Origin of the sequence: Mesorhizobium sp. YL-MeA3-2017, from assembly GCF_030814575.1 — a bacterium.
GTDB classification, from domain to species: domain Bacteria; phylum Pseudomonadota; class Alphaproteobacteria; order Rhizobiales; family Rhizobiaceae; genus Mesorhizobium; species Mesorhizobium terrae.
Map to the genome: position 1 here is coordinate 1,058,421 of NZ_JAUSVH010000001.1, position 23,577 is coordinate 1,081,997.

Consider the following 23,577-nt stretch of genomic DNA (forward strand, 5'->3'; position numbering starts at 1 on the left):
ACCTCGCAAGCCGGGCTATTGCGGCTTGCCGTTCTTCCAGGCGACGTTCTGGTTGTAGAGCGGCACCGTCGAGATCGCCATCTTGGCCGAGCCGTTCTGCACCTGGCGCGAATGCGACAGGTAGACCAACGTGTTGTTGGCCTTGTCGTAGATGCGGTTCACCACCTGCTTCTTCCAGATCAGGCTGATGCCCTGCTTGAACACCTCTTCGCCACCCTTGCCGAGGTCGATGTCGCCGATGCTGAGCGGCCCGGTCTGCTGGCAGGAAATGGCCGAGTCCGACGGGTCCTCGAACCAGTTGCCTTTCTGCAGCCGGTCGATGACGCCGCGATCGAAATAGGAAACGTGGCAGGTCACGCCTTCGACCTTCGGGTCCTTGATGGCTTCCACGATGATGTCGTTGCCCAACCAGTCGACACCGACCTTGCCGACCTCCTGGGCAAAGGTCGCGCCGGCGGCGACGAGCAGCGAGCCGACCAGCGCCCCGCCAATCAGTTTTCGCGTCGTGCTGTGAAGCAAGAAAGCCTCCTTGGCTACGTTGATGCCACCTTCACTTGGGCCCGCCACCTGCTGCTTGCAAGGCGGTCCGCAGTCCAGGTTGCGGCAATGACGCACTTTGCGCTCGTTTCGGCAAGGCGATAATGTCGCCGCCGAACATGGTCTCGCCGTGCAAGTCCTGAAAACGGACCGGCTACCGAAACCGCAAACGAACTTCTGCCCGGACCCTTCCCATGATGCGCTCAATCCTCATCGGCATTCTCGTGCTCATGGCCGCCGGCATCGGCTGGCTGACCTTCGACTGGTATCGCGGCCACTATGGCGGCCAACCCTTCGGCGCGCCCTTCGCGTTGACCGACCAGACCGGCCAGCCCGTCACCGAAGCGGCCTTCCGCGGCCAGCCGACCGTGTTGTTCTTCGGCTTCACCCATTGCCCGGAAGTGTGCCCGACCACGCTGTTCGAACTCTCCGGCTGGCTGAAGACGCTGGGCGACGACGGCAAGAACATCAAGGCCTACTTCGTCTCCATCGATCCGGAGCGCGACACGCCTGACGTCATCAAGGCCTATGTCGGCAATTTCTCCGACCGCATCGTCGGCATCACCGGCGATCCCGACAAGGTGCGCGCCATGGCGAAGTCGTTCGGCATCTATTTCAAGCGGGTCGAGACCAGCGGCGGCGACTACACCATGGACCACACCGCTTCCGTGCTGATGCTCAACCGCAAGGGCGACTTCTTCGGCACCATCGCCTATGAGGAAAACCCGGACGCCGCACTTGCCAAATTGAAGCGGCTGGCCAAAGACGGCTAAGCAAGATCCTTTAACGCGGCCGAGCCGCAAGACAGGTGCCCATGGGCCAGACGCGCCTTTTTCTGACCGCTTCCAAGGCCGAGGCCGACCGCGTCTTCGCCGCTCTCGAACTGGTGTTCGAGGAGGACGGCTTGCCGATCGCCGTGCTGGAACTCGACGAGGATCGGGACCTGCACGAAGTTTCGCTCTACGCCGATGGCGACATCGAGCCGATCGAGGCCCGCCTGAAGACCGAGCTAGCCTCGCTTGGCCTGTCCAGGCCGGTCGAGCGCGAGGTGTTGCCGGATGTCGACTGGGTGGCACGTTCGCTGGATGGGCTGAAACCGGTGCGCGCCGGGCGCTTCCTCGTCCATGGCGCGCATGACCGCCAGATGCGCCACGCCGGCGACATCGCCATCGAGATCGAGGCGGGCCTTGCCTTCGGCACCGGTCACCATGGCACCACCGCCGGCTGCCTCGCTATGCTGGAGCGGGTGGCGATCCGCGAAAAGCCGCGCAATGCGCTTGATCTCGGCACGGGCAGCGCCGTGCTGGCCATCGCGCTCGCGCGCCTCGCCCATATCCCGGTTCTGGCCACCGACATCGACCCTGTCGCCATCGAGGTCGCCGTCGCCAATGCGCGGCTGAACCAGGTTTCGTCGCTGGTCGAGGCGGTGACCGCGCCTGGTTTCCATCACCCGGTCTTTGCCGCCCGTGCCCCCTTCGACCTGATCGTCGCCAATATCCTGGCCAGGCCGCTGATGAAACTGGCACCGGAAATGGCGAAATACCTGGCCCCTGGCGGCTCCATCGTGCTGTCCGGCATTCTGGACCGCCAGCGCGACGCCGTGGTGGCGGCTTATGCCGGCCAGCAGTTCCGCCATGTACGCACCACCCATCGCGAAGGCTGGGTGACCATCCACATGAAGCGCTGACATAGCCACGCATCCCGCTCCAGACTTCTGGACCACACCGCGCCGATTGTCAGGCATCGGCCATGCGGTTACGGTCCGGCCACGCAATCCAATAGCCCGCAGGTTTTAGCCCATGTTCCAGACCTTCGACCCCGCTGGCGATCCCACCGTGGGCAAGCCGCGCGTTGCCAGGCTGCGCCGATGGCTGGCCGACAACGGCCTCGACGGCTTCATGGTGCCGCGCGCCGACGAGCATCAGGGCGAATATGTGCCCGAGCGCTCGGCGCGGCTGCGCTGGCTGACCGGTTTTAGCGGCTCGGCCGGCGTCGCCATCGTGCTCGGCGACCGTGCCTTCGTCTTCGTCGACGGCCGCTACACGCTGCAGGTGCGCGCCGAGGTCGATCTCGACATCTTCGTCATCGAGAGCCTGATCGACAATCCGCCCGCTTCGTGGATTTCGGAGAACCTCGGCAAGGGCGCACGGCTCGGCTTCGATCCCTGGCTGCACACCATCGCTGAAGTGAAGGCGCTGAAGGCAGGCGCGGCAAGGTCCGGTGCTGAACTGGTTCCGGTGACCGCGAACCCGATCGATCTCATCTGGGACGACCAGCCCGATGCGCCGATCGCACCGGTCGAACTGCATCCCCAATCCTTCGCCGGCGAACTCGCCAAGGACAAGCTGGCGAGACTGGCTTCAGCGATCGAGAAGGACGGCGCTACTCATGCCGTGCTGACCGACCCCTCCTCCATCGCCTGGGCCTTCAACATCCGTGGCGGCGACGTGCCCCACACCCCGCTGGCGCTCGGCTTCGCCATCCTGGCGGCCAACGGCAAGCACCAGCTGTTCATGGACAGCCGCAAGTTTTCGCGCACCGTGGCCGCCTATCTCACCCAGCTCAGCGATCTGCACGAACCAGCCGAATTCGAGGGCGCTGTCGTGGCCCTCGCAAAAGGCGGCGCCAAGGTCGCGCTCGACCCGGTTCTCGCCGCCGACCGGCTGCGTATGCTGGTCGAGGACAATGGCGGCACCGTCATTGCCGCCGCCGACCCCGCCCGCATCCCGCGTGCCACCAAGAACCAGGCCGAGATCGCCGGCAGCCGCGCCGCGCATCGCCGTGACGGCGCCGCCGTGGCCAAGCTTCTGTGCTGGCTGGAGCGCCAGAAGCCAGGCACGCTCGACGAGATCACCGTCGTCAAGCGGCTGGAAGAGGTACGCCGCAAAACCGGCGAGGAAACCCAGATGTCGCTGCGCGATGTGTCCTTCGCCACGATTTCGGGCGCTGGCCCCAATGGCGCCATCATGCATTATCGCGTCTCCACCGAGACCAACCGCAAGCTAGGAAAGGACGAGCTGTTCCTGCTCGATTCCGGTGCGCAATATCAGGACGGCACCACCGACATCACCCGCACCGTCCCCATCGGCAAGCCGTCGGAAGAGATGCGCGAACGCTTCACGCTGGTGCTCAAGGGCATGATCGGCATTTCGATGCTGCGCTTCCCGGCCGGCACGCGCGGTTCCGAGATCGACGCCGTCGCCCGCATGGCCCTGTGGCAGCATGGCTGCGATTACGCCCACGGCACCGGCCATGGCGTCGGCTCCTACCTCGCCGTGCATGAAGGCCCGCAGCGCATCGCCCGCACCGGCACGGAGAAGCTTCTGGCCGGCATGATGCTGTCCAACGAGCCGGGCTATTACAAGGAAGGCCATTACGGCATCCGCATCGAGAACCTGATCATCGTCACGCCGGCGGAGGAAATCGAAGGCGGCGACATCGCCATGCACAACTTCGAGACGCTGACGCTCGCACCCATCGACCGCCGGCTGATCCGCGCCGATCTCCTGACCAAGGCCGAGCTTGAATGGCTGGATGCCTATCACGCCCGCGTCCTGGCCGAGATCGGACCGATGGTGGATGGCGAGACGCTGGCCTGGCTGGAAAAGGCCACGGCACCGCTGTAAGGCACCAACCTTCCCCCAGTGGAAAGGTGCTTACGCCACGAACTGGCGCGCCAAGATCAGCACCGCGGCGCCCGCCAAGAACATCGACAGCAGCCCGCCGCGCAGCGAGACGGCCCCTGCCACGATGAGCGCCGCCCATTCGGCCGGACCGGCGCCAAGCACCGCCGGCGCCACCAGCGTGGTAAGCACCGCGGCCGGCACCGCATTCAGCCCGGCCTCGACGCGCGGATGCACACGCTCGAAGCGCGAGATGACCAAATGGCCGCCGACCCGGGTAAGGTATGTTGCAATCGCCGCCGCGATGATGATCCAGAAGGTCGAACTCACGGCTGTTCCTCCATCTCGTCGCCAGGCTTGACGCCGACGCCGCTATGGTGCGGCGGCAGGATGACGGCGAGCAGCACGCCGGCGACCGCGCCGATCGAGACATGCCAGGGCGAGCCGACGGTCTTGTAGGCGATGATCGAGGCAACCGCGCTGACCGCCACCACCGGCAGCCACAGCGGCCGCTTGCGGAAACCCATGACCAGACCGAAAAAATAGATCGGCAGCAGGAAGTCGATGCCGAGCGAATGGGTGTTGGTGATCAGCTTGCCGAAATAGGCGCCAAGCGCGGTCTCGACCACCCAGAACACATAGACCGGCAGGCCGAGCCCCAGATACCAGATGAAGCTGACCGTCTCGCCGCTTTCAGCCTTGCGTTCCGAGATGGCGTATTGCGGATCGGTCAGGATGAAATAGCCGAGCGCCTGCTGCACGACCGGCCAATGGGCGATGCGCCGGCCGATGCCGGCCGAATAAAGCACGTGGCGGAAATTGACGGCGAAGATCGAAAGCACGATCAGCCAGGGCGCGACATGCTGGCCGAACAGCTCGATGCCGACCATCTGGCTGGCGCCGCCATAGACGGTGGCGCTCATCAAAATCGCCTCGACGACCGAAAAACCATTGTCGACGGCAAGCGCCCCGAACAGCATGGCGAACGGCGCCGAAGCCACGACAACCGGCGTGCTCAGCCGCACGCCCTGCCAGAATTCGCTGGCCCGGGACCTTTCGGCGATCGCTTGCGACGACATCGGCCTCTCCTGTGGAAGGCCGTATTTAGGTAGCCGGCGGCTGGTTGTCACACCAATTCGCTTGAGCCAAACGATCAGCGAAAATGATAGGTCGGGCCGTTCATTGCGGCGCTACGCTTCCCTGAATGGCCCTGCCCCAGTCAAGCAGCGGCCTGGCGTGAACCGCGAAGGCTGCGAGCTGGTCGGCCAGCGCCGGCGTGTGAATGTCGGCGGGATCGATAGTCTGGCGAACGACGAAATGGCGGTTGCGGATGGCCGCGGCGAGATCGGCATCCACGACATGCTCGAAGCCGCGCGGCATGCGCTTCATCGCGCCTTGCGTGCCGAACTCCAACCCGCCCTTGCCAAGTGCTGCGACCAGCTTGCGGAATTCAGCGGGCCGGGTTTCGATGGCTCGCCGCAGCGCCTGCAGCAATGCGGCGTCCGGCTGCCACCAGGCGACGGCGGCAAAACAGGCGTCGAGCCCGAGATAGAAGAAGAAAACACCCAAATCCGACTTGGTGCCGTCCGGCGACAGAATGGCCGAGACATGGGTGTTGTAGGGTTTTTTGTCCTTCGAAAAGCGCACGTCCCGGTTGATGCGGAACAGCGACTTCTTGCGGTCGCCGCGCAGGCCGAGGCCGGCGGCGCCAAACCGCTCGGTCAGCGTTTCGACCAGATCGCCGAGCGGCTCGCGCAGCTCCTTTTCGAACAGGTCGCGGTTTTCGTGGAACCACTCCCGGTTCTGGTGGAAATCCAGCGCCTTGAGGAACGGAATGGCCTTCTGGCCGAAGCCGGTGAACACGGCCGACATCAGCTGCTCCTGCCGACGCGTTCCAACCAGCTGTCCTCGTCGATCACCTCGATGCCGAGATCGGTCGCGGCTTTCAGCTTGGAACCGGCGCCGGGGCCGGCCACGACGAGGTCGGTCTTGGCCGAAACCGAGCCCGCCACCTTGGCGCCCAGCCGCTCGGCCATCGCCTTGGCCTCCGAGCGCGTCATCTTCTCCAGCGACCCGGTGAACACCACCGTCTTGCCGGCAACGACGCTGTCGGCCGAAACCGTCACGACATAGGGCTTGGGGTGCACCTGTGCCAAAAGCGCATCCAGCACCTCGTCATTGCGCTCATTGCCGAAGAAATCGCGCAGCGCGCCGATCACCGTGTCGCCGATGCCGTTGACCGACGGGAACACCGTATGCGGATCCTCGGCGGCTGCCGTCTCCTTGCCGACGCGGATCAGTTCCTCGATGGTCGAGAAGGTGCGGGCCAGCACCGCCGCCGTCGTCTCGCCGATGTGGCGGATGCCGAGCGCGAAAATGAAGCGGTCGAGTTCGGGCTCGCGGCGCGCGTCGATGGCCGCAAACAGCTTGTCCAGCCCCTCATAGGTGCGCTCCTCGGCCGTAAGCACCTTCTTGCGGGCCGTGCCTTTCGCCGCCTCGCGCTCGCGCGCCTGCGCCTCGCGCCGCTCGAACAGGGCCTGCTGGACGTCAGTGCGCCGGTCTTTCAGCGTGAAGATGTCGGCGGCCGTCTTGACCAGCCCGGCGTTGAAGAACAGGTCGATGTTCTCCGAGCCCAGCCCCTCGATATCGAAAGCGCCGCGCGACACGAAATGGCGCAGCCCCTCCACCGCCTGCGCCGCGCAGATCAGTTCGCCGGTGCAGCGACGGCGGGAATCCTCCTTGCCGGTCTTCTCGTTGATCTCGCGCGTCGCCGGCGAGCCGCAGACCGGACAGGTATGCGGGAATTCATAAGGCACCGCGTTCGCCGGCCGCTTGTCGATGACGACGCTGACGATCTGCGGGATGACGTCGCCCGCCCGCTGGATCACGACGGTGTCGCCGACGCGAATGTCGTTGCCCTCGCGGATCGGCTCGCCGTTCGAATCGAAGCCCTTGATGTAATCCTCGTTGTGCAGCGTGACGTTCTCGACGACGACGCCGCCGACCGTGACCGGCGCCAGCCGCGCCACCGGCGCCAGCGTGCCGGTGCGGCCGACCTGGATATCGATCTTGTGGACCGTGGTCGTTGCCTGCTCGGCCGGGAATTTGTGGGCGACGGCCCAGCGCGGCTCGCCGGTGACGAAACCCCAGCGACGCTGCAATTCGAGCTGGTCGACCTTGTAGACGACGCCGTCGATGTCGTAGCCGAGCGACGAGCGCTGTTCCTCGATCAGCTTGTACTGGGCGATCAGGTCGTCGACCGATTTCGCCCGCACCATCAGCGGGCTTATCCTGAACCCCCATTCGGCGAATTTCCGCACCGCCTCATACTGCGTCGGCGCCGGGTCCTCGGTGGTGTAGCCCCAGGCATAGGCGAAGAAATTGAGGTTGCGGCTGGCGGTGACGGAGGCATCCTTCTGGCGCAACGAGCCGGCCGCCGTGTTGCGCGGATTGACATAGTCCTGGCCGCCGGCGGCCGCCGAGCGCTGCTTGAGCGCCTCGAATTCCGCATAGGTCATGTAGACCTCGCCGCGTATCTCGATGGTTTCGGGCCAGCCTGTGCCCTTCAGCCGGTGCGGAATGTCGGCGATCGTCCTCAGATTGGCGGTGATGTCCTCGCCCACCGTGCCGTCGCCACGTGTCGCGCCCTGCACGAACACACCGTTCTCGTAACGCAAAGACGCCGACAGCCCGTCGATCTTCGGTTCCGCCGTGAAGGCGATGTCGAGGTCCTTGTCGCGCTCGAAGAACCGCCGGCCGCGATCGAGGAAGTCGACCACGTCCTGGTCCGTATAGGCCTTGGCGAGGCTGAGCATCGGCACGGCATGGCGCACCTTGGCGAAGCCTTCCGCCGGCGGCGCGCCGACCCTGAGCGACGGCGAATCCTCGCGAACCAGGGCCGGGAACCGGTCCTCGATGGCGAGGTTGCGGCGGCGCAGCGCGTCATAGTCGGCGTCCGAGATCGTCGGCGCGTCCTCGGCGTGGTAGCGCCGGTCATGTTCGGCGATCTCGCCGGCCAGTCGTTTCAGCTCGGCGGCCGCCTCCTCCAGGTCAAGCGTTTCGACGTCTTTTTCGGAGAGAGAGGACATGGCAATTTCCGTGGCTGCTTCGGCTGCGGACTATGGCCGGACCGGGGGTGCGGGTTCAAGAGGGGCGCGCATCACCACTGCCACACCCGGAAATCTCCGTCTGGCCTTTGCCGAGAAATGCTCCCTTGCGGGAGGTGGGAAGCGGGGCGCCGGGTCGGTGCCTCTTAGCAAACAGTACGTGGCGCCTTCCGGGCGCCCCGCCAGTGTTCTTGCCCCGGACCGACCTCGCCGTCATTCGCGACGGCAGACTTCGGACCTCAAAGCCGCCATTCGCGGCAGCCGGGTTTTTCCAGGGCCCGGACTTAGGGCTCGTCACCAGACAGCGCCACCGTTAGCGCTGCCAGTCCGGCACCGGCGCCCTCCCTGATACCCGGTGCGCACCAGGTTCCCGTGAGGGCGATGGGCCGATTGTCGTGCAAGCCCCGAACGTGTGGGCAAATCCGGGCGTGATTTTCGTGCGGTTTGCGGCAAGGGATTGAAGGGACGGGGTTCTTTCTTTGGACTTGCGCGCACCGCCGCGTTTTCTATCCACATCTTGCGCCGCCGCGTGCGGCACCGTCGCCGCGAAGGACGGAAAAGACAGGCCGCCTCAGAAAAATCCGTCCAGGAATGCCGCCGTCTCGTCGGAGATGCCGACGATCTTGTTGGTGGCCTGGCGGTAGAATTTGAAATTGAGCTCGCTCTCCGGCCGGCCGTCGTCCCAATCCTTGAAGCGCTTCAGCTCACCGCGCCCCAGCGGCCGCCTGGCAAAGGCGGTGCAGGTCACCGCGATGCTCACCCGTGGCGTCTGCCGCTCGACGTCGGCCTTGCGCGCGACCGCCTCGGCGGCGGTGACCACGCCCCGCGCAATCAGCCCCTGCCCGCCCTCGTTCTCGCTGGCGAACACAAACAGCGTATCGCCCGGCGCGATGCGCTTGCCGCCATACATGGTCTTTTGCGCCGTAAAGGTCAGCGTCTTGGCCCGGGGGTCACTCACTTCCGCCTTGATCGCGAACGCCATGGTCCCTCCGCTCATCTAGGACGAAGCCAGATTTTCCCTGAGCAGCCGTTCCGCCGCGGCGCGGGCCTCGTCGGTGATGGTGGCGCCGGCCAGCATGCGCGCGATTTCTTCCTGGCGCGCGGGACGATCCATCTCGGCAATGCCGGTGGCGACACGCTCGCTGCCGCCCGATTTCGAAATCAGGAAATGCGTCGCCGCGCGCGCCGCCACCTGCGGCGCATGGGTGACCGACAGAACCTGCACGCGCTTGGACAGCCTGGCCAGCCGCTGGCCGATGGCATCGGCCACCGCGCCGCCGACACCGGTGTCGATCTCGTCGAACACCAGGGTGGGCGCCGAGCCGCGATCGGCCAGCGCCACCTTCAGCGCCAACAGGAAACGCGACAGCTCGCCGCCGGAGGCAACCTTCATCATCGGCCCCGGCCGTGTTCCCGGATTGGTGCGCACCCAGAATTCGACCTGGTCGATGCCTTCCTCCAGACGGTTGTCCGCCTCGGTGGAAATCTCGACAAGGAAGTCGGCGCGTTCGAGCTTGAGCGCCGGCAGCTCGGCCATCACCGTCTTGGCGAGCGATGTCGCCGCCGCATGGCGCAGGCCAGACAGTTGCGCCGCCGAAAGGTCATAGGCCTCGCGCGAAACCGCCGCCTGCTTTTCCAGGCCGTGCAGCTTTTCCTCGCCGGCGTCGAGATCGGCAAGATCGGCCGACATCGTGTCACGCAATTGGGCGAGATTGTCGACGGTGACATTGTGCTTGCGCGCGGCGGCGCGCAGCGAAAACAGCCGCTCCTCGGCCTTCTCCAGCCGCTGCGGATCGTATTCGGTGGCACGCAAAGCCGCTTCGACGCCCGATTGCGCGGCATCGAGCGAGATCAATGCCTCGTCCAGCGATTTCACCACGTCTTCGAGCAGGCCGGGTGCCTCGCCGGCCTTGCGCTGCAGGCGCCTCAGCAGGCTGGCCAGTTGCGGCAGCGGCGAGGACTGGCCCGACAGCACGTCCTGCGCGTCGTGGATCTCGGCGGCGATCTTTTCGGCCCGCATCATCGTGGTGCGCAGGTCCGCCAGTTCGGTTTCCTCGCCCGGCTGCGGATCGAGTTTGGAAAGCTCGGCGACGGCGGCGCGCAGATAGTCGGCCTCGCGGGCGGCAGCCTCCACCTTGGCGCGGTGGCGCGCCAGATCCTGCTCGCAGGCGCGCCAGTATCGCCAGGCTTCGCTGGTGGCGCGCACGATGCCGAGATGACCGGCGAAGGCGTCGAGCAAATCGCGGTGGGCGCCGGGATCGACAAGTGCGCGATCGTCGTGCTGGCCGTGGATTTCGACCAGCGCACGGCCGATGTCGCGCATCAGCGTGACGGAGGATTGCTGATCGTTGACAAAGACGCGCGTGCGCCCGTCGCTCGTCTGCAGGCGGCGCAGGATGATGTCGCCGTCGTCCTCGATGGCGTTCTCGGCCAGGATTTCGCGCGCCGGATGGTTGCGCGGCACGTCGAACACCGCCGTCACCTGCCCCTGGGCGGCACCGTGGCGCACCAGCGAGGCATCGCCGCGCGCGCCGAGCGCCAGCGACAGCGCATCGAGAAGGATGGATTTGCCGGCGCCCGTTTCGCCGGTCAAAACGGAAAGCCCCGGCGCGAAATCGATGTCGAGCCGTTCGATCAGGACGATATCGCGAATCGATAGCCTGGAGAGCATCGGCGCTCTATAGCATCAACGATGGTTGATGCGCGCCCTCATCAGGCGCGCAATCTTGACAGCAGGACGATCAGGCGCCGCCGGTGATCAGCTTGCCGGCCTTGGAAATCCACGAGCCGGCATTCTCGCGCGGCTGCAGGCCCTTGCTCTGCAGCAGCTTGTAAGAATCCTTGTACCACTGGCTGTCTGGATAGTTCTGGCCAAGCACGGCGGCCGCCGTCTGCGCCTCGTCGATGAGACCCAGCGCATAATAGGCCTCGGTCAGGCGGGCCAAAGCCTCTTCGATGTGGCGGGTGTTGGAATAATTCTCGATCACCGTGCGGAAGCGCTTGATGGCGGCCAGATATTCCTTGCGCTCCAGATAATAGCGGCCGACCTGCATTTCCTTGCCGGCGAGCTGATCGTTGGCGACGCGGATCTTAGCCTTGGCGTCCTCGGCATATTCCGAATTCGGCCAGCGGGTCACCAGTTCCTGCATGGTCTGGATCGTCAGCTTGGCTTCCTTCTGGTCGCGGGTGACGTCCTCGATCTGCTTGAAGTAGCTGAGACCGATGATGTACTGCGCGTAGGCGGCATCGTCGGTCGAGGGATAAAGCGTCAGGTAGCGCTTGGCCGAGCTGATGGCGTCATCGTAATTGGCCTGGCGGTAATTGGTGAAGGCGCTCATCACCATCGATTTGCGCGCCCATTCCGAATAGGGATGCTGACGGTCGACGGCGGCGAACTTCTTTGCCGCCTCATCGAGGCGGCCGGCGTTCAGATTGGCGAGAGCCTGGTTGTAGAGCACATCGCCCGGCTCGGTGTTGTCGACATAGGTCGACAGATCGATGTCCTTTTCGGAGGACATGCAGCCCGAAAGCAGGAGCGGCGCGGCAAGCATCGAAAGTGCCAAAAGGGTCGCCGTTGCCGGCGCTTTCAGATGGTCGGCCTGTTTGAAAAACATGATCGAAATTCGCCCTCTCGGCGTCATTGCCTTCGTCGGCGAGCAGCCATAAACCAAAACCGCCGCGCGCGGCAACGCTATCGCCCTGCAATCGTGCAATTTTGTGGCGCAATCCGCCGTGAATTGGCACGCACTAATTTGCCGACCCGGTGATGCGTCCGCGCAACAGGCGCCGTACGCTGCCGGAAGCCGGTGGCGTTCAGATCGTCCAGGGAGCGTAGACCGGCGCGCTGATGGCGTTCATTTCGCCGGTGCGGCCACGCCGCGTCGTTTCCACCACCTCGAAGGCACTGCGGTCCGACAACAGCCGGCGCAGCGCCGCAGCGTTCAGCCGGTGGCCGCCGCGATAGGAGCGGAAGCAGCCGATGAAACGCGCGCCAGCCAGCGCCAGGTCGCCCATGGCGTCCAGCGTCTTGTGACGCGCGAATTCGTTGGGATAGCGCAAGCCGCCGACATTGATGATGTGGTGGTCGTGGCCGATCACCAGCGAATTGTCGAGCGAGGAGCCGAGCGCGTAGCCGGCCGCCCATAGCCGCTCCACATCCTTCATGAAACCGAAGGTGCGGGCGCGCGCGATCTCGCGGCGGAAAGTGTCGGCGGTCAGATCAGTGGCGAAGTTCTGGCGGCCGATGGCCGGGCTCTCGAAATCGATCTCGACCTCGAAGCGCGTGCCCGAATAGGGCCGGAACTCGGCCCAGGAGGCGCCATTCTCGATGCGGACGGTCTTGAGGATGCGGATGAAGCGGCGCTTTACCGCCAGGACCTCGATGCCCGCCTGGTCGAAGGCTTCCACGAACTGGATCGACGATCCGTCGAGAATGGGAACCTCGCGGCCGTCGATCTCGATGACCAGATTGTCGATGCCGAGCCCGAGCACGGCGGCCATCAGATGTTCGACGGTGGCGATGTGCTGGCCGGCGGGGTCGCCGAGCATGGTGCACAGGTCGGTGGCGCCGACTTCGGAGGCGAGCGCACGAAATTCGCGCGCCGGCTGGTCGCCGTCGGTCAGCTGGAAAACGATGCCGGTGTCGGCGTCGGCGGGAAGAAAGTGGACGGTGACCGTGGTGCCGCTATGGACGCCGATACCGGTCAATGTCGCGCGCGCTTTCAGGGTTGTCTGGTAGTCCTGCAAACTGATCCCCATGTGCCCTTTTTGGCGCGGCCTGTCGGCTTCTCTGGTAGCGCCTTTGATCATTCGGTTGGCGGGGCACATCCCCAAAAATACCCGCCACCGTTCAGTGCCAGCGGAAGATAGTGGTCCGTCAGGCAGGTTCCAAATCACGCTTTCTTACCCGATGTAACGGCAACGGGAGCAAGAAAGCTCATCATAACTATTTGTTTTTCAAAAGCTATTCAAGCAAACAGGCAGGCGGTTGCCCGCCTGCCTGTTAACAACTGTTACAATCCGTCAGAAGATCAGTTGGCCTGGCGGCGCAGGAAGGCCGGGATCTCCAGCTGATCGTCTTCGTGAGTCGCGCGCTGCTGCGGCGCAAAGCGGCCCTGGTCGTCGGCCTGGCCACGACGCGGAGCATAGAGCTGCGCATCCTGGTTGTTCAGCCGGCGCACTTCCGGAGCGGCCTGGCGCAGCTTGGGCTCGCGCGGCTGCGCAGGCTGCAGGCGGGCAGGCTCTTCCTCGCGGCGGGTCAGGCCGTTGGTCAGGCGCTTCAACAGACCCATCGGACCGCGGTCCTCCTGGTCCACCGGGTGCTGCTTGGCCTCGACTTCGGCCCTCACCACCGGCGGAAAGTCTTCGACGCGCGGCATGCGCGCCTGGACGGGAGCCGGCTGCGGAGCTTCACGCACCGGCTGCGGGGCGGGCTGCGGCGCAACCTGCTGCATCACCGGGTGCGGCTGCGGCTGGGCCGGCGGCGCCTGGAACAGCTTGCTCTGCGGGCGGAACTCGTCCTGCGGGGCGGCAGCAGCCATACGCGGCTGCTGGGCGAGCGCGGCGGCATTGGCCTCGGCCTGCTGGATGGCTTCCGCAACCGGGTCGACGCCGCGCGGTTCCTGCAAGGCCGACTGCGGCACCGGAGCGCTGCGGATTTCAGCAACCGCCGCGGCTGCCGGACGAGCCGGAGCCTTGGGCTGCGCGGCGCGGATCGAGATCGGCGTGGCCGCAATCTGCTCGGCCGATTTGTCGATGCCGGTCGCCACGACCGAGACGCGGATGACGCCTTCGAGTTCCTCGTCGAAGGTAGCGCCCAGGATGATGTTGGCGTCCTGGTCGACTTCCTCGCGGATACGGGTCGCGGCTTCGTCGACTTCGAACAGGGTCAGGTCGCGGCCGCCGGTGATCGAGATCAGCAGGCCCTTGGCACCCTTCATCGAGGTCTCGTCGAGCAGCGGATTGGCGATCGCGGCCTCGGCGGCGGCCATTGCACGGCCCTCGCCCGAAGCTTCGCCGGTGCCCATCATGGCCTTGCCCATCTCGCGCATCACCGAACGCACGTCGGCGAAGTCGAGGTTGATCAGGCCTTCCTTGACCATCAGGTCGGTGATGCAGGCAACACCCGAATAGAGCACCTGGTCGGCCATCGCGAAGGCGTCGGCGAAGGTGGTCTTGTCATTGGCGAGCCGGAACAGGTTCTGGTTCGGGATGACGATGAGGGTGTCGACGCACTTCTGCAGTTCCTCGATGCCGAGGTCTGCCGTCTTCATGCGGCGCTGGCCTTCGAAGTGGAACGGCTTGGTGACGACGCCGACGGTGAGGATGCCCTTCTCGCGGGCAGCGCGGGCAACCACGGGAGCCGCGCCGGTGCCGGTGCCGCCGCCCATGCCGGCGGTGACGAAGCACATATGCGTGTTGGACAGGTAGTCGGTGATCTCGTCGATGCACTCCTCGGCGGCGGCACGACCGACTTCGGGCTGGGAGCCAGCGCCGAGACCTTCGGTGACGTGGGCGCCGAGCTGGATCAGCCGCTCGGACTTCGACATTGTGAGCGCCTGCGCATCGGTGTTGGCCACGACGAACTCGACCCCGCGAAGGCCCGCCGTGATCATGTTGTTGACCGCGTTGCCGCCGCCACCGCCGACACCGAACACGGTGATGCGGGGCTTAAGCTCGGTGATGTCCGGCTTTTTCAGATTGATCGTCATAGTCCTCGTCCTTTTGCCTTTACCGCCGCTTCGCCGTCGCGGCCGCCTTTGGGGCTGTCCCCGTCAACTCAACTAAAAACTGTCTCTCAACCACTGACCCATCCGATGCAGTCTCCCGCCCGTTCCCGTCATCTTGAAACGCGAGACCCCAAACGTAGACCGGCTCTCGAAAGAGGCGACCTGCGGATAAATCATCAGCCCGACCGCGGTCGAGAATGCTGGACCCTTCGCCGCTTCCGGCAGGCCGGCGACACCGAGCGGACGCCCGACGCGCACATTGCGGCCCAGCACGCGGCGGGCCGCTTCCGGCATGCCGGCCAGCTGGCTGGCGCCGCCGGTCAACACGACCCGCTTGCCCACCACATTGCCGTAACCGGACTTGTTCAGCCGCTCGCGCAGCAGCTCCAGCGTTTCCTCGATACGGGCGCGAATGATTCGTGTCATCACCGAACGCGGAATTTGCTGCGGCGCTTCGCCCTCCTCGCCGATCGGCTGGATGGTGACGAGGTCGCGGTCGTCGGCACTGCCCGGCAGTGCCGAGCCATGCATGACTTTCAGGCGCTCGGCCGCTTCCAGCGACGTCGACAGGCCCTTGGCGAGATCGAGCGTAACGTGATTGCCGCCGACCGGGATCGAGTCGCCATAGACGAACTTGCCTTCCGAGAAGACGGAAATCGTCGTGGTGCCGCCGCCCATGTCAATGCAGGCCGCGCCCATTTCGAGCTCGTCGTCGACCAGTGCCGCAAGACCCGCGGCATAAGGCGTGGCAATCATGCGCTCGACCGACAGATGCGAACGGTTGATGGCAAGTTCGAGGTTGCGCAGCGGTGCGGAGTCGCCGGTCATGACATGCATGTCCACGCCGAGTGTATCGCCGATCATGCCGCGCGGATCGCGCACGCCGCGCTCGCCGTCGAGCGAGAAGCCGACCGGCAGCGCATGCATGACTTCGCGTTCCGACTTCAGCGCCTGCTTGGCGCCGGCGGCGAGCACGCGCTTGATGTCGTTCTCGTCGACCTCGTGGCCGCCGAGATTGATGGTGGCGTTGAAGGTTTCGCTCTTCAGGCGGCCGGCCGTCATGTTGACGATCAGCGAATCCACGGTAAGGCCGGCCATGCGCTCGGCGGCGTCGACCGACAGGCGGATGGCGTGCTCGGCGCGATCGAGGTCGATCACCACGCCCGACTTCACGCCATGCGACTTCTGATGCCCGATGCCGATGACCTGGATGCGATGCGAGCGACCGCGCAGGAGGTTGCCATCCTCGCGCGGCTTGAGCTTGGCCACCACGCAGCAGACCTTGCTCGAACCGACGTCGAGCACCGTGAGGATGCCGGACCGGCGCGAGGCTGCGTCATTGTTGCCGCCGAGCCAACTCATATCTGCTGCCCCGCCTTGCGCTTGGCCATCTTGGATTGTTCCTTCAGCGCCGCATCGCGGGCGGTGACCGCCTCGGGCGTCAGCTGCACCGTCAGCCGGTCGGGAAGGCGCATGTCGACCGCGGCGATATCGCGCGACAGAATCCCCTTCTCGCGATCCATGCGCGCCAGGTCGGCAAGAGCCTGGTCGATCCCGTCTTCAGGCAATTTGATGGTGATGCCGTTGTCGAGCTTCAGATCCCAGCGCCGCTCGGCGACGCGGATATAGCCGCGCACGCGCTTGGCGAGATCGGCGAAACCCGCAACCTTGGCCATCAGGTCCGGCGCATGTTCCGGCGCGCCGACGCCGACCAGAAGCGGCAGCCTGGACTGGTCGCCGCCGATGTATGGAGCGATCACGCGGCCGTCGCGCTCGATGATCGAAAGATCGGAACCGCGCTGCCAGATGGCGAAGGCCTGACGCTCCTCGATGCGGACTTCCAGCAGATGCGGGTAGATCTTGCGAACGGCCACGCCCTCGACCCAGGGCAGCGAGGCGATGCGCTCGCGCGCGCCCTCGGCGCTGAAGCCGACCAGCGAGGTCCAGCCATTGAGGTCCAGCTTGTCGAGAATGTCGATTTCGGAGGTTTCGCGATTGCCGACCACCTTGATCTGGTCGACGGCGAAACCGGTGCGAGCGGTCACGTCCTGCACGAAACCGTCGAGATGACCGCCGAGATAGGCGCCATAGGTCAGGCTGGAAGCCATCAGCACCGCCGTCATCGCGGTAGCGGTGAAGGGCGGCGCGGTGAAGTCGCCGCGGCCCAAGCGGCCCAGCGTGCGCATGGGCTTGCGCAGCATCTTCGGCAGCACGAAACGGTCGAACCACGAGGACGCACCGAGGCCGGCGCGCGGCATCGCGCCCCGCCTTCCGTTCTGTCCCCAGTTCAACGCCGACACGACGCCTCCTCCACCATCCAACTCAACAACTCGCCAAACGAATGCCCCGCATGCGCGGCGATTTCCGGCACCAGAGACGTAGGCGTCATGCCGGGCTGGGTGTTAACCTCCAGCCAGACAACCTCGCCGTTCTCGGAATAACGGTCATCGTAACGGAAGTCCGACCGGGAGACGCCCCGGCAGCCGATCGCTTGGTGAGCCTTGAGGGCCAGTGTCTGTATTTTTTGGTAAATATTTAGTGAAATTTTAGCGGGCACCTCGTGTTTTGAGCCGCCCGGAACGTATTTTGAATCATAATCGTAGAAGGAATGGCCGGTCGGGATGATTTCGCAGACCCCAAGCGCGACATCGCCCATCACCGCGCAGGTCAGCTCGCGCCCATGGATGTAGCGCTCGACCATGACCTCCTCGCCGTAATTCCACTCCGGAGAGGAAATCAGCTGCGGCGGATGGGTCTGCCCTTCCTTGACAATGACGACGCCGAAGCTCGACCCCTCATTCACCGGCTTCACCACATAAGGCGGCTTCATCGGGTGTTCGTTCTTGATCGAGAAACGGCTGGTGACCTTGGATTCAGCAACAGGAATGCCCGCAGCCTTCGCAACCCGCTTCGCCTGCTCCTTGTTCATGGCAAGCGCCGAGGCGAGCACGCCGGAATGCGTATAGGGAATGTCGAGATATTCGAGCACACCCTGGATCGTGCCATCCTCGCCGAACGGACCATGCAGCGCATTGAAGGCAACATCGGGCTTCAACTCCGCGAGAACCGCCGAAACATCGCGACCGACATCGACGCGCGTGACGCGATACCCCTCCGCCTCCAGCGCATCCGCACATGCCTTGCCGGACGACAGAGACACGGGCCGCTCGGACGAAAAACCTCCCAGCAAGACGGCCACATGTTTGTTCTTCATACCCCGTCATCCCTCTAGCGGCGGGTCTTCAATTTCAGTTTCCTAGCCATGAATCGCCCACGTCCGGAGAATGACTTCCCCAGATGGAACGCGGCCCCACGCGTCGAACGACTCAAATCAGGAAACGCTGTAGCCCCAAAGAATCAGAGAGTTGATTCACTGACAAGCCCTTATGATTCCGAGCGATTCACTTTCTCGAAAAAAGTCGCTCGAAAGCCGGCGTTTTGAGTCTTTCCTGCAACGGATGCGGCGGCAATCGCCACGCCTTTCGAGATAGCGAACTTAGCTGGCGCGTGGCTTGAGAAAGCCAGCGACGACCTGCTGCGCCAGTTCGCAAAGCGCGGCAAGGCGCTCACTGGAAACGCCATCGCGGGCCTGCACCGAAAGACCGTGCATGACCGAGGTCAGATAGTCGGCGAGACGCCCGACATCGGCATCCTCGACCAGTTCGCCATCGCGCACGGCACGCGCCAGCCGGCCGGCGATGGCCGCCGTCTGCTGGCGCCGTCGCTCGGCCAGCCACTCCTGCACGCGGCTGTTCTCGGCCGCGCAATTGGTCGCCGCCGTCACCACCATGCAGCCCCACGGCTTGCCGGGCCTCGTGTAGGTTTCGACCGCCTCGCGCAGCATCCTCGCAACCGCAAGCCGCGCCGTCGGCTCCTGCGCCAACGCGCGGTCGACGAAGCCGCCTTCCTTCACCTCGTAGAGACCGATGGCTTCGCGGAACAGGTCTTCCTTGGAACCGAAGGCGGCGTAGATGCGGGCCGAGGCGATGCCGAGTTCGGAGACGAGATCGGCCATCGACGTGCCTTCATAGCCGCGCGTCCAGAAGGCGTCGCGCGCCTTCGCCAGGGCCTCGTCACGATCGAATTCCCGGGGCCGCGCCATCCGCATCTCCATTCTTGATTGATCAACAAATAATTCGCTTGACAGCGCGATGCAAGCTCAAGTTATTTGTCGATCAACAAAGAACGATACAGGAGATTGTCACCGTGAGTGCATCGAACGAGGCCGTATCCCACGGCGCCATGGCTTCGGCCGGACGAACCAGGGCACAGCGGGGTGCGACGCTTGCCCTGCTGGCTTTTGCGCAGCTGATCATCGCGCTCGACCTCAACATCGTCTTCGTGGCCTTGCCGGAGATCGGCGCTGGGCTCGGTTTTTCCAGCCAGACGCTGCAATGGGTGGTCAGCGTCTATACGGTCTTCACCGGCGGCTTCCTGTTGTTCGGCGGGCGCGCCGCCGACCTGATAGGCCAGCGCCGCATGTTCATCTTCGCGCTGTGGCTTTACGCGCTGTCGTCGCTGGTCGGCGGCATGGCCTGGTCGCCCGAAATCATCATCGCGGCACGCGCCGTGCAGGGCATCGGCGGCGCTTTCCTGTTTCCGGCGACGCTCTCGCTGGTCAACCGGCTGTTCGCGGAAGGACCGGAACGCAACCGCGCGCTTGCGGTCTGGGGTGGGGCCGGCGCCAGCGGCCTGACCATCGGCTCTCTCGCCGGCGGCTTCCTGACCGGCATGTTCGGCTGGCCGTCCGTTTTCTATGTCAACGTGCTTCTGGCCGGCATCGCCATCGTTGCCGCGTTCCTCGTCATCCCGCGCGACCCGAAACGCCACGAGCACCGCAGCTTCGATCTTGCCGGCGCGGTGACGGTGACCGCCGGCGCGACCCTGCTGGTCTTCGCTCTCGTCCAGGGCCCGGAATATGGCTGGCTGTCGCCCTCGATCCTGTGGAGCGCGTCGCTCGCGGTGCTGTTTCTCGTCGCCTTCGCCATCATCGAGGCGAAAAGTTCCGACCCGTTGATGCCGCTGCGCCTGTTCGGCAACCGCAGCCTTGTCACCGGGATGACGATCACCTTCCTCTACATGGCGACGTTCGGCACCCTGCCCTACTTCCTCACCGTGCTGTTCCAGAACGTGCAGGGCTTTTCCGCCCTGGAGACCGGCGTCGCCTTTCTCGTGCCGTCGATCGCGATTGCCGCCGGCACGCAGCTTGGGGCACGCCTGTCGACCCGTTTCTCCAACCGCTCAAGCCTGATCGGCGGCATGGCGATCGGCGCCATCGGCACGGCGCTGATGGTGCCGGCGACAACGCCGGACAGCACTTACCTCGCGCTGGCACCAGGCCTCATCGTTTCGGGCATCGGCCAGGGCATCGTCTGGACGGCGATGTGGATCGCCGCCGCATCCGGCGTGCACCACGACCAGCAGGGCGTTGCCTCCGGCATGGCCTCCACCACGCTCAATGTCGGCAACGCCATCGGTCTCGCCGTGCTGATCGCGGTCGCCAACCAGCATGTCGGCGGGCTGACCGGGGATGCGCTGCGCCATGCGGTCACCGCAGGCATGCAGACGGCCTTCTGGATCGCGACGGCAGGCGTCGTGCTCAGCATCCTGGTCGCGCTGGTGTCCCAGTCGAAGACACCGGGCGACGGCGCCTGACCCGGCCTGCCGCGGCATGGCCCGGCGCTGCCGGGCCACTAGCGGGCGCGATAGCCCTTACCGTAATGGCTCTCCAGCCGCGACTGTACGAGCTCGAGCATGATCGACATGAACCAGTAGATCGCCGCCGCCGTGGTCAGCATCTCGATGTAGCGATAGCTGGAGCGGCCGTAGGATTGCGCCACGAACATCAGCTCGGTCACGCCCATCACCGAGATCAGCGAGGAATCCTTCAACATGGAGATGAATTGCGAGCCGGTCGGCGGGATGGCGACGCGGATCGCCTGCGGCATCACCACTTTCAGCATCAATTGCCAAGGGTGCAGGCCGAGCGCCAAGCCGGCCTCCCGCTGGCCAGCCGGCACCGACAACAGGCCGGCACGGAAGATTTCGCTGAGATAGGCGCCATAGTTGAGCGACAGCGCGATGATGCCGGACGGGATGGCCGCCGGCACCGGCCCGATCTGCGGAATGCCGAGATAGATCAGGAAGATCTGCACCAGCAGCGGCGTGCCGCGGAAGAAGGAGGTGTAGAAGGTGGAAATGCCGTAGGCGACGGCGCTTTTCGACAGGCGGCCGAGCGCCGACAGCAACCCCAGTACCACCGAGGCGATGATGGAGAAAAAGCAGACATAGAGCGTCAGCACGGCGCCCTGGATGAAACCGGCGCGGCTGAGCGTGAAGCCAGCCAGCGCCGGGAACTTGTCGACGATAAAGGGCAGATCGAGCCCGAAGGACAGGAAGAAGGCGACGAACAGCGTAAGCAACACCAGCCAGACGACGGCGACGCGAACGCGGAACGCCTTGTCCGCCGCGCTGATGCGCGCCTTGCCGGTTGATTGTTCCGCCGCCACGCCCTGACCGTCTACTGCTTGGCCGAAATGTCGCGGCCAACCCACTTTTCGGAAATCTTCTTCAGCGTGCCGTCGTCATACATGGACTTGAAGATTTCCTTGATCTTGGCTTCCCATTCCGGGTCGCCCTTGTCGGAGGCCACCATGATCGTCTCGTGATAAAGGTCCTCGCCGACGATCTTGAGCTTGCCTTCCGACTTCTTGACGCGGTCGGAAACCGTCATGTAGCCGGCGATCACGGCGTCGAGCCGCTTGCCGTCGCCAAGACCGAGGTCCTGGAAGGCAAAATCCTCGGTGTCGTAGGGCTGGGCCGTCAGGTCGCCAAAGGGGAAGTTCGGCTTCGAAGGCGCCTTGCCCGGCACCTCGTCGACCAGTTCCTTCTGCAAATACTTCTCATAGGGCGTGCCGGCCTGGACGCCGACTTTCTTGCCGGTCAGGTCCTTGGCGCTCGTGATCGAGGTGTTGGCGGCATTGACGGCGATCACCGCCGGCGCGCCGTAATATTCGGTGACGAAGTCCAGAACCTTGGCGCGCTCGGCGGTCGGCGACATCGAGCAGATGCAGATGTCCCAGCGGCCCTTCCAGTTGCCGGCGGTGATGATTTCCCAGGACGGCGTCTCGACCTTCAGTTCGACGCCCAGCCGCTTGGCGAATTCGCGCGCGATGTCGACGTCGAAGCCGACCACCTCGCCCTTGTCGTCGATGAAGGAGAACGGCGGATAGGCCTGGTCGGTCACTTCCACCAGCACCTTGTTCTTCATGACGCGATCCAGCGTCTCGCCCGCATGGGCCGACGAGATCATGCCGGCCAACAGGCCGCCCAACACCAGTTTCGCTGCGTTCTTCGATATCATTGACGCCTCCCTAAAAACGGCCGTTTCACGGCACCTAAAGACCGCCACGTCAAAGCACTATCGCGCTTCGACGGCACTGGTCCAGCCTGTTTGATTGTTCCCCGGCGTGCTGGTCCAGTCTCGATTTATGTATAGACATAAATTGTCTTGATCCGGACGGCAAGCATGTTCTGTCGCTGTCAGTTTAGATGATCGCAAATTCTTCGAAGGGTGAGGAAGTAGAATAAAAGCCGCCGCAATTTCAAACAAAATGACCTGATTCCCACGACCGCTCCTGCAACCGAAACAACTCAAAATACAACCTGAGATACACGGCAATTGATTGAAATAGTGCATGGACGGAGTAGCTTGAATCAGCTGTTCACCACGGAGGGGAACCATGGCCAGGCCAGCACAAGATTGGATCGCATCCGCCGTCGCCATCACGCCTGGCTTCGAGACATCGGGAGATCCTTACCGCGCCGCTGTCGGCGATTTCGACGGCATGGGAATTTCCTGCGGCGCGCTGCAATGGAATATCGGCAAGGGCTCGCTGCAGCCTATGGTCATCGCTGTTGGGCAGGCCGAGGTTTGGGCGCTGATGCCCACCTTTGGACAGGAGTTGTGGGCGGCCTGCGGCACCTCGGTTTCGAGGGGGCTGGCCATCGTTCGCAGCTGGCAGAGCGGCACGACGCTGAGGGCCAGGCCGAAAGCCGAGTTGCAGGCGCTGATGGGCAGCCCGGCTATGCGCGAGCAGCAACGCATCCGGATAGAAGCGGTGGCGCAAAGGGCATTCGACCGCGCCGCCGCCTGGGCAAGCGAGGCCGGGCGGCCGGCGCCCTCGAAGCGGCTTTTCTGCTGGTTCTTCGACATCGTCACCCAGAATGGCGGGCTTGAAGGCCTGACGCCCGGACGGGTTTCCGATTTCATCCGGTTGAACAGTCCCGACCGCGTCGACGATTTGATCTGCGATTTCCTGGCGACGCGCGCCGGCCCCAGCGGCCACATAACCGACGCCAAGAAGAACGGCGCCGCCTGGCGCGACACCGCCGACGCCGAGAAACTGGAAATCCTGTGCATGAGCTATCTGCGCTCGGGAACGGCAGCGCCCAGATGGCGGCACGTCGTCCTCAACCGCAAGGGCACGATCGCCATGGGCAAGGGCTGGGTCAATTCCGCCAGATGGGATTTTTCGGCCCACGGCCTGTGACGGCGCCAAGCGCGACGCGAGGGGGCAGCGG

At 64.7% G+C, this 23,577-nt stretch carries 21 protein-coding genes; 5 read left to right on the forward strand and 16 right to left on the reverse strand.

The annotated features are described in order from the left end of the window. Positions 1 to 15: 15 nt before the first annotated feature. Positions 16 to 519, reverse strand: a complete 504-nt coding sequence (locus QFZ88_RS05005; protein ID WP_036255056.1) for a CreA family protein — start codon at positions 517 to 519, stop codon at positions 16 to 18. A 212-nt stretch (positions 520 to 731) separates the two neighbouring features. On the opposite strand from QFZ88_RS05005, the gene QFZ88_RS05010 reads away from it, so the two are divergent. From QFZ88_RS05010 to QFZ88_RS05020, 3 genes are all read left to right on the forward strand, one after another. Then, on the forward strand, positions 732 to 1,310 hold the full coding sequence (locus tag QFZ88_RS05010; protein WP_024924437.1) for an SCO family protein: 579 nt from the start codon (positions 732 to 734) through the stop codon (positions 1,308 to 1,310). 41 nt (positions 1,311 to 1,351) lie between these two features. After that, on the forward strand, positions 1,352 to 2,224 hold the full coding sequence (locus QFZ88_RS05015) for a 50S ribosomal protein L11 methyltransferase (RefSeq protein WP_024924436.1): 873 nt from the start codon (positions 1,352 to 1,354) through the stop codon (positions 2,222 to 2,224). Between the two features lie 112 nt (positions 2,225 to 2,336). Next, positions 2,337 to 4,163, forward strand: coding sequence for an aminopeptidase P family protein (locus QFZ88_RS05020; protein WP_024924435.1), 1,827 nt, complete (start codon positions 2,337 to 2,339; stop codon positions 4,161 to 4,163). 30 nt (positions 4,164 to 4,193) lie between these two features. On the opposite strand, the gene QFZ88_RS05025 is transcribed toward QFZ88_RS05020, so the two are convergent. The 13 genes from QFZ88_RS05025 to QFZ88_RS05085 form a co-directional block, all read right to left on the reverse strand. After that, complete coding sequence (locus tag QFZ88_RS05025; RefSeq protein WP_024924434.1) at positions 4,194 to 4,490, reverse strand: AzlD family protein; 297 nt, start codon at positions 4,488 to 4,490, stop codon at positions 4,194 to 4,196. After that, positions 4,487 to 5,239: an AzlC family ABC transporter permease gene (locus QFZ88_RS05030; RefSeq protein WP_024924433.1), complete on the reverse strand. Its 753-nt coding sequence runs from the start codon at positions 5,237 to 5,239 to the stop codon at positions 4,487 to 4,489. The genes QFZ88_RS05025 and QFZ88_RS05030 overlap by 4 nt, the downstream gene beginning before the upstream one ends. 100 nt (positions 5,240 to 5,339) lie before the next feature. After that, entirely contained in the window at positions 5,340 to 6,032 is a 693-nt protein-coding gene (locus QFZ88_RS05035) for a DUF2461 domain-containing protein (protein ID WP_024924432.1), read from the reverse strand. Beyond that, complete coding sequence (ligA, locus tag QFZ88_RS05040) at positions 6,032 to 8,248, reverse strand: NAD-dependent DNA ligase LigA (protein ID WP_024924431.1); 2,217 nt, start codon at positions 8,246 to 8,248, stop codon at positions 6,032 to 6,034. The genes QFZ88_RS05035 and ligA overlap by 1 nt, the downstream gene beginning before the upstream one ends. A gap of 589 nt (positions 8,249 to 8,837) precedes the next feature. Continuing rightward, entirely contained in the window at positions 8,838 to 9,248 is a 411-nt protein-coding gene (locus QFZ88_RS05045; protein ID WP_024923424.1) for a hypothetical protein, read from the reverse strand. A gap of 15 nt (positions 9,249 to 9,263) precedes the next feature. Beyond that, entirely contained in the window at positions 9,264 to 10,937 is a 1,674-nt protein-coding gene (gene recN, locus QFZ88_RS05050; protein ID WP_024923425.1) for a DNA repair protein RecN, read from the reverse strand. A 70-nt stretch (positions 10,938 to 11,007) separates the two neighbouring features. After that, the gene (locus QFZ88_RS05055; RefSeq protein WP_024923426.1) at positions 11,008 to 11,880 is read right to left on the reverse strand and encodes an outer membrane protein assembly factor BamD; all 873 of its coding nucleotides are present in this window, start codon (positions 11,878 to 11,880) and stop codon (positions 11,008 to 11,010) included. A gap of 199 nt (positions 11,881 to 12,079) precedes the next feature. Then, complete coding sequence (lpxC, locus tag QFZ88_RS05060) at positions 12,080 to 13,024, reverse strand: UDP-3-O-acyl-N-acetylglucosamine deacetylase (RefSeq protein ID WP_024923427.1); 945 nt, start codon at positions 13,022 to 13,024, stop codon at positions 12,080 to 12,082. 272 nt (positions 13,025 to 13,296) lie between these two features. Continuing rightward, on the reverse strand, positions 13,297 to 14,976 hold the full coding sequence (ftsZ, locus tag QFZ88_RS05065) for a cell division protein FtsZ (RefSeq protein WP_024923428.1): 1,680 nt from the start codon (positions 14,974 to 14,976) through the stop codon (positions 13,297 to 13,299). 72 nt (positions 14,977 to 15,048) lie between these two features. After that, positions 15,049 to 16,356: a cell division protein FtsA gene (ftsA, locus tag QFZ88_RS05070; protein ID WP_024923429.1), complete on the reverse strand. Its 1,308-nt coding sequence runs from the start codon at positions 16,354 to 16,356 to the stop codon at positions 15,049 to 15,051. Then, positions 16,353 to 17,294 carry a cell division protein FtsQ/DivIB gene (locus QFZ88_RS05075; RefSeq protein ID WP_024923430.1) on the reverse strand — a complete coding sequence of 314 codons (942 nt, stop codon included), beginning with the start codon at positions 17,292 to 17,294 and terminating at the stop codon, positions 16,353 to 16,355. Before QFZ88_RS05075 ends, ftsA begins: the two co-directional genes overlap by 4 nt. Further along, positions 17,282 to 18,208, reverse strand: a complete 927-nt coding sequence (locus QFZ88_RS05080) for a D-alanine--D-alanine ligase (RefSeq protein ID WP_024923431.1) — start codon at positions 18,206 to 18,208, stop codon at positions 17,282 to 17,284. The genes QFZ88_RS05075 and QFZ88_RS05080 overlap by 13 nt, the downstream gene beginning before the upstream one ends. A 282-nt stretch (positions 18,209 to 18,490) precedes the next feature. Next, on the reverse strand, positions 18,491 to 19,096 hold the full coding sequence (locus QFZ88_RS05085; protein ID WP_036254249.1) for a TetR/AcrR family transcriptional regulator: 606 nt from the start codon (positions 19,094 to 19,096) through the stop codon (positions 18,491 to 18,493). Positions 19,097 to 19,200: 104 nt separating this feature from the next. On the opposite strand from QFZ88_RS05085, the gene QFZ88_RS05090 reads away from it, so the two are divergent. Next, on the forward strand, positions 19,201 to 20,649 hold the full coding sequence (locus tag QFZ88_RS05090) for an MFS transporter (RefSeq protein WP_244431119.1): 1,449 nt from the start codon (positions 19,201 to 19,203) through the stop codon (positions 20,647 to 20,649). Between the two features lie 38 nt (positions 20,650 to 20,687). On the opposite strand, the gene QFZ88_RS05095 is transcribed toward QFZ88_RS05090, so the two are convergent. Both QFZ88_RS05095 and QFZ88_RS05100 read right to left on the reverse strand, forming a co-directional pair. Beyond that, positions 20,688 to 21,548, reverse strand: coding sequence for an amino acid ABC transporter permease (locus QFZ88_RS05095; RefSeq protein ID WP_244437870.1), 861 nt, complete (start codon positions 21,546 to 21,548; stop codon positions 20,688 to 20,690). Continuing rightward, positions 21,515 to 22,357 (reverse strand): transporter substrate-binding domain-containing protein, encoded by an 843-nt coding sequence (locus QFZ88_RS05100; protein ID WP_024923435.1) that lies wholly within the window; start codon positions 22,355 to 22,357, stop codon positions 21,515 to 21,517. Before QFZ88_RS05100 ends, QFZ88_RS05095 begins: the two co-directional genes overlap by 34 nt. Positions 22,358 to 22,736: 379 nt before the next feature. Here QFZ88_RS05100 and QFZ88_RS05105 point away from each other — a divergent pair, with 379 nt between their 5' ends. Next, positions 22,737 to 23,546, forward strand: coding sequence for a hypothetical protein (locus tag QFZ88_RS05105; protein WP_024923436.1), 810 nt, complete (start codon positions 22,737 to 22,739; stop codon positions 23,544 to 23,546). The last annotated feature ends 31 nt before the right edge of the window (positions 23,547 to 23,577 follow it).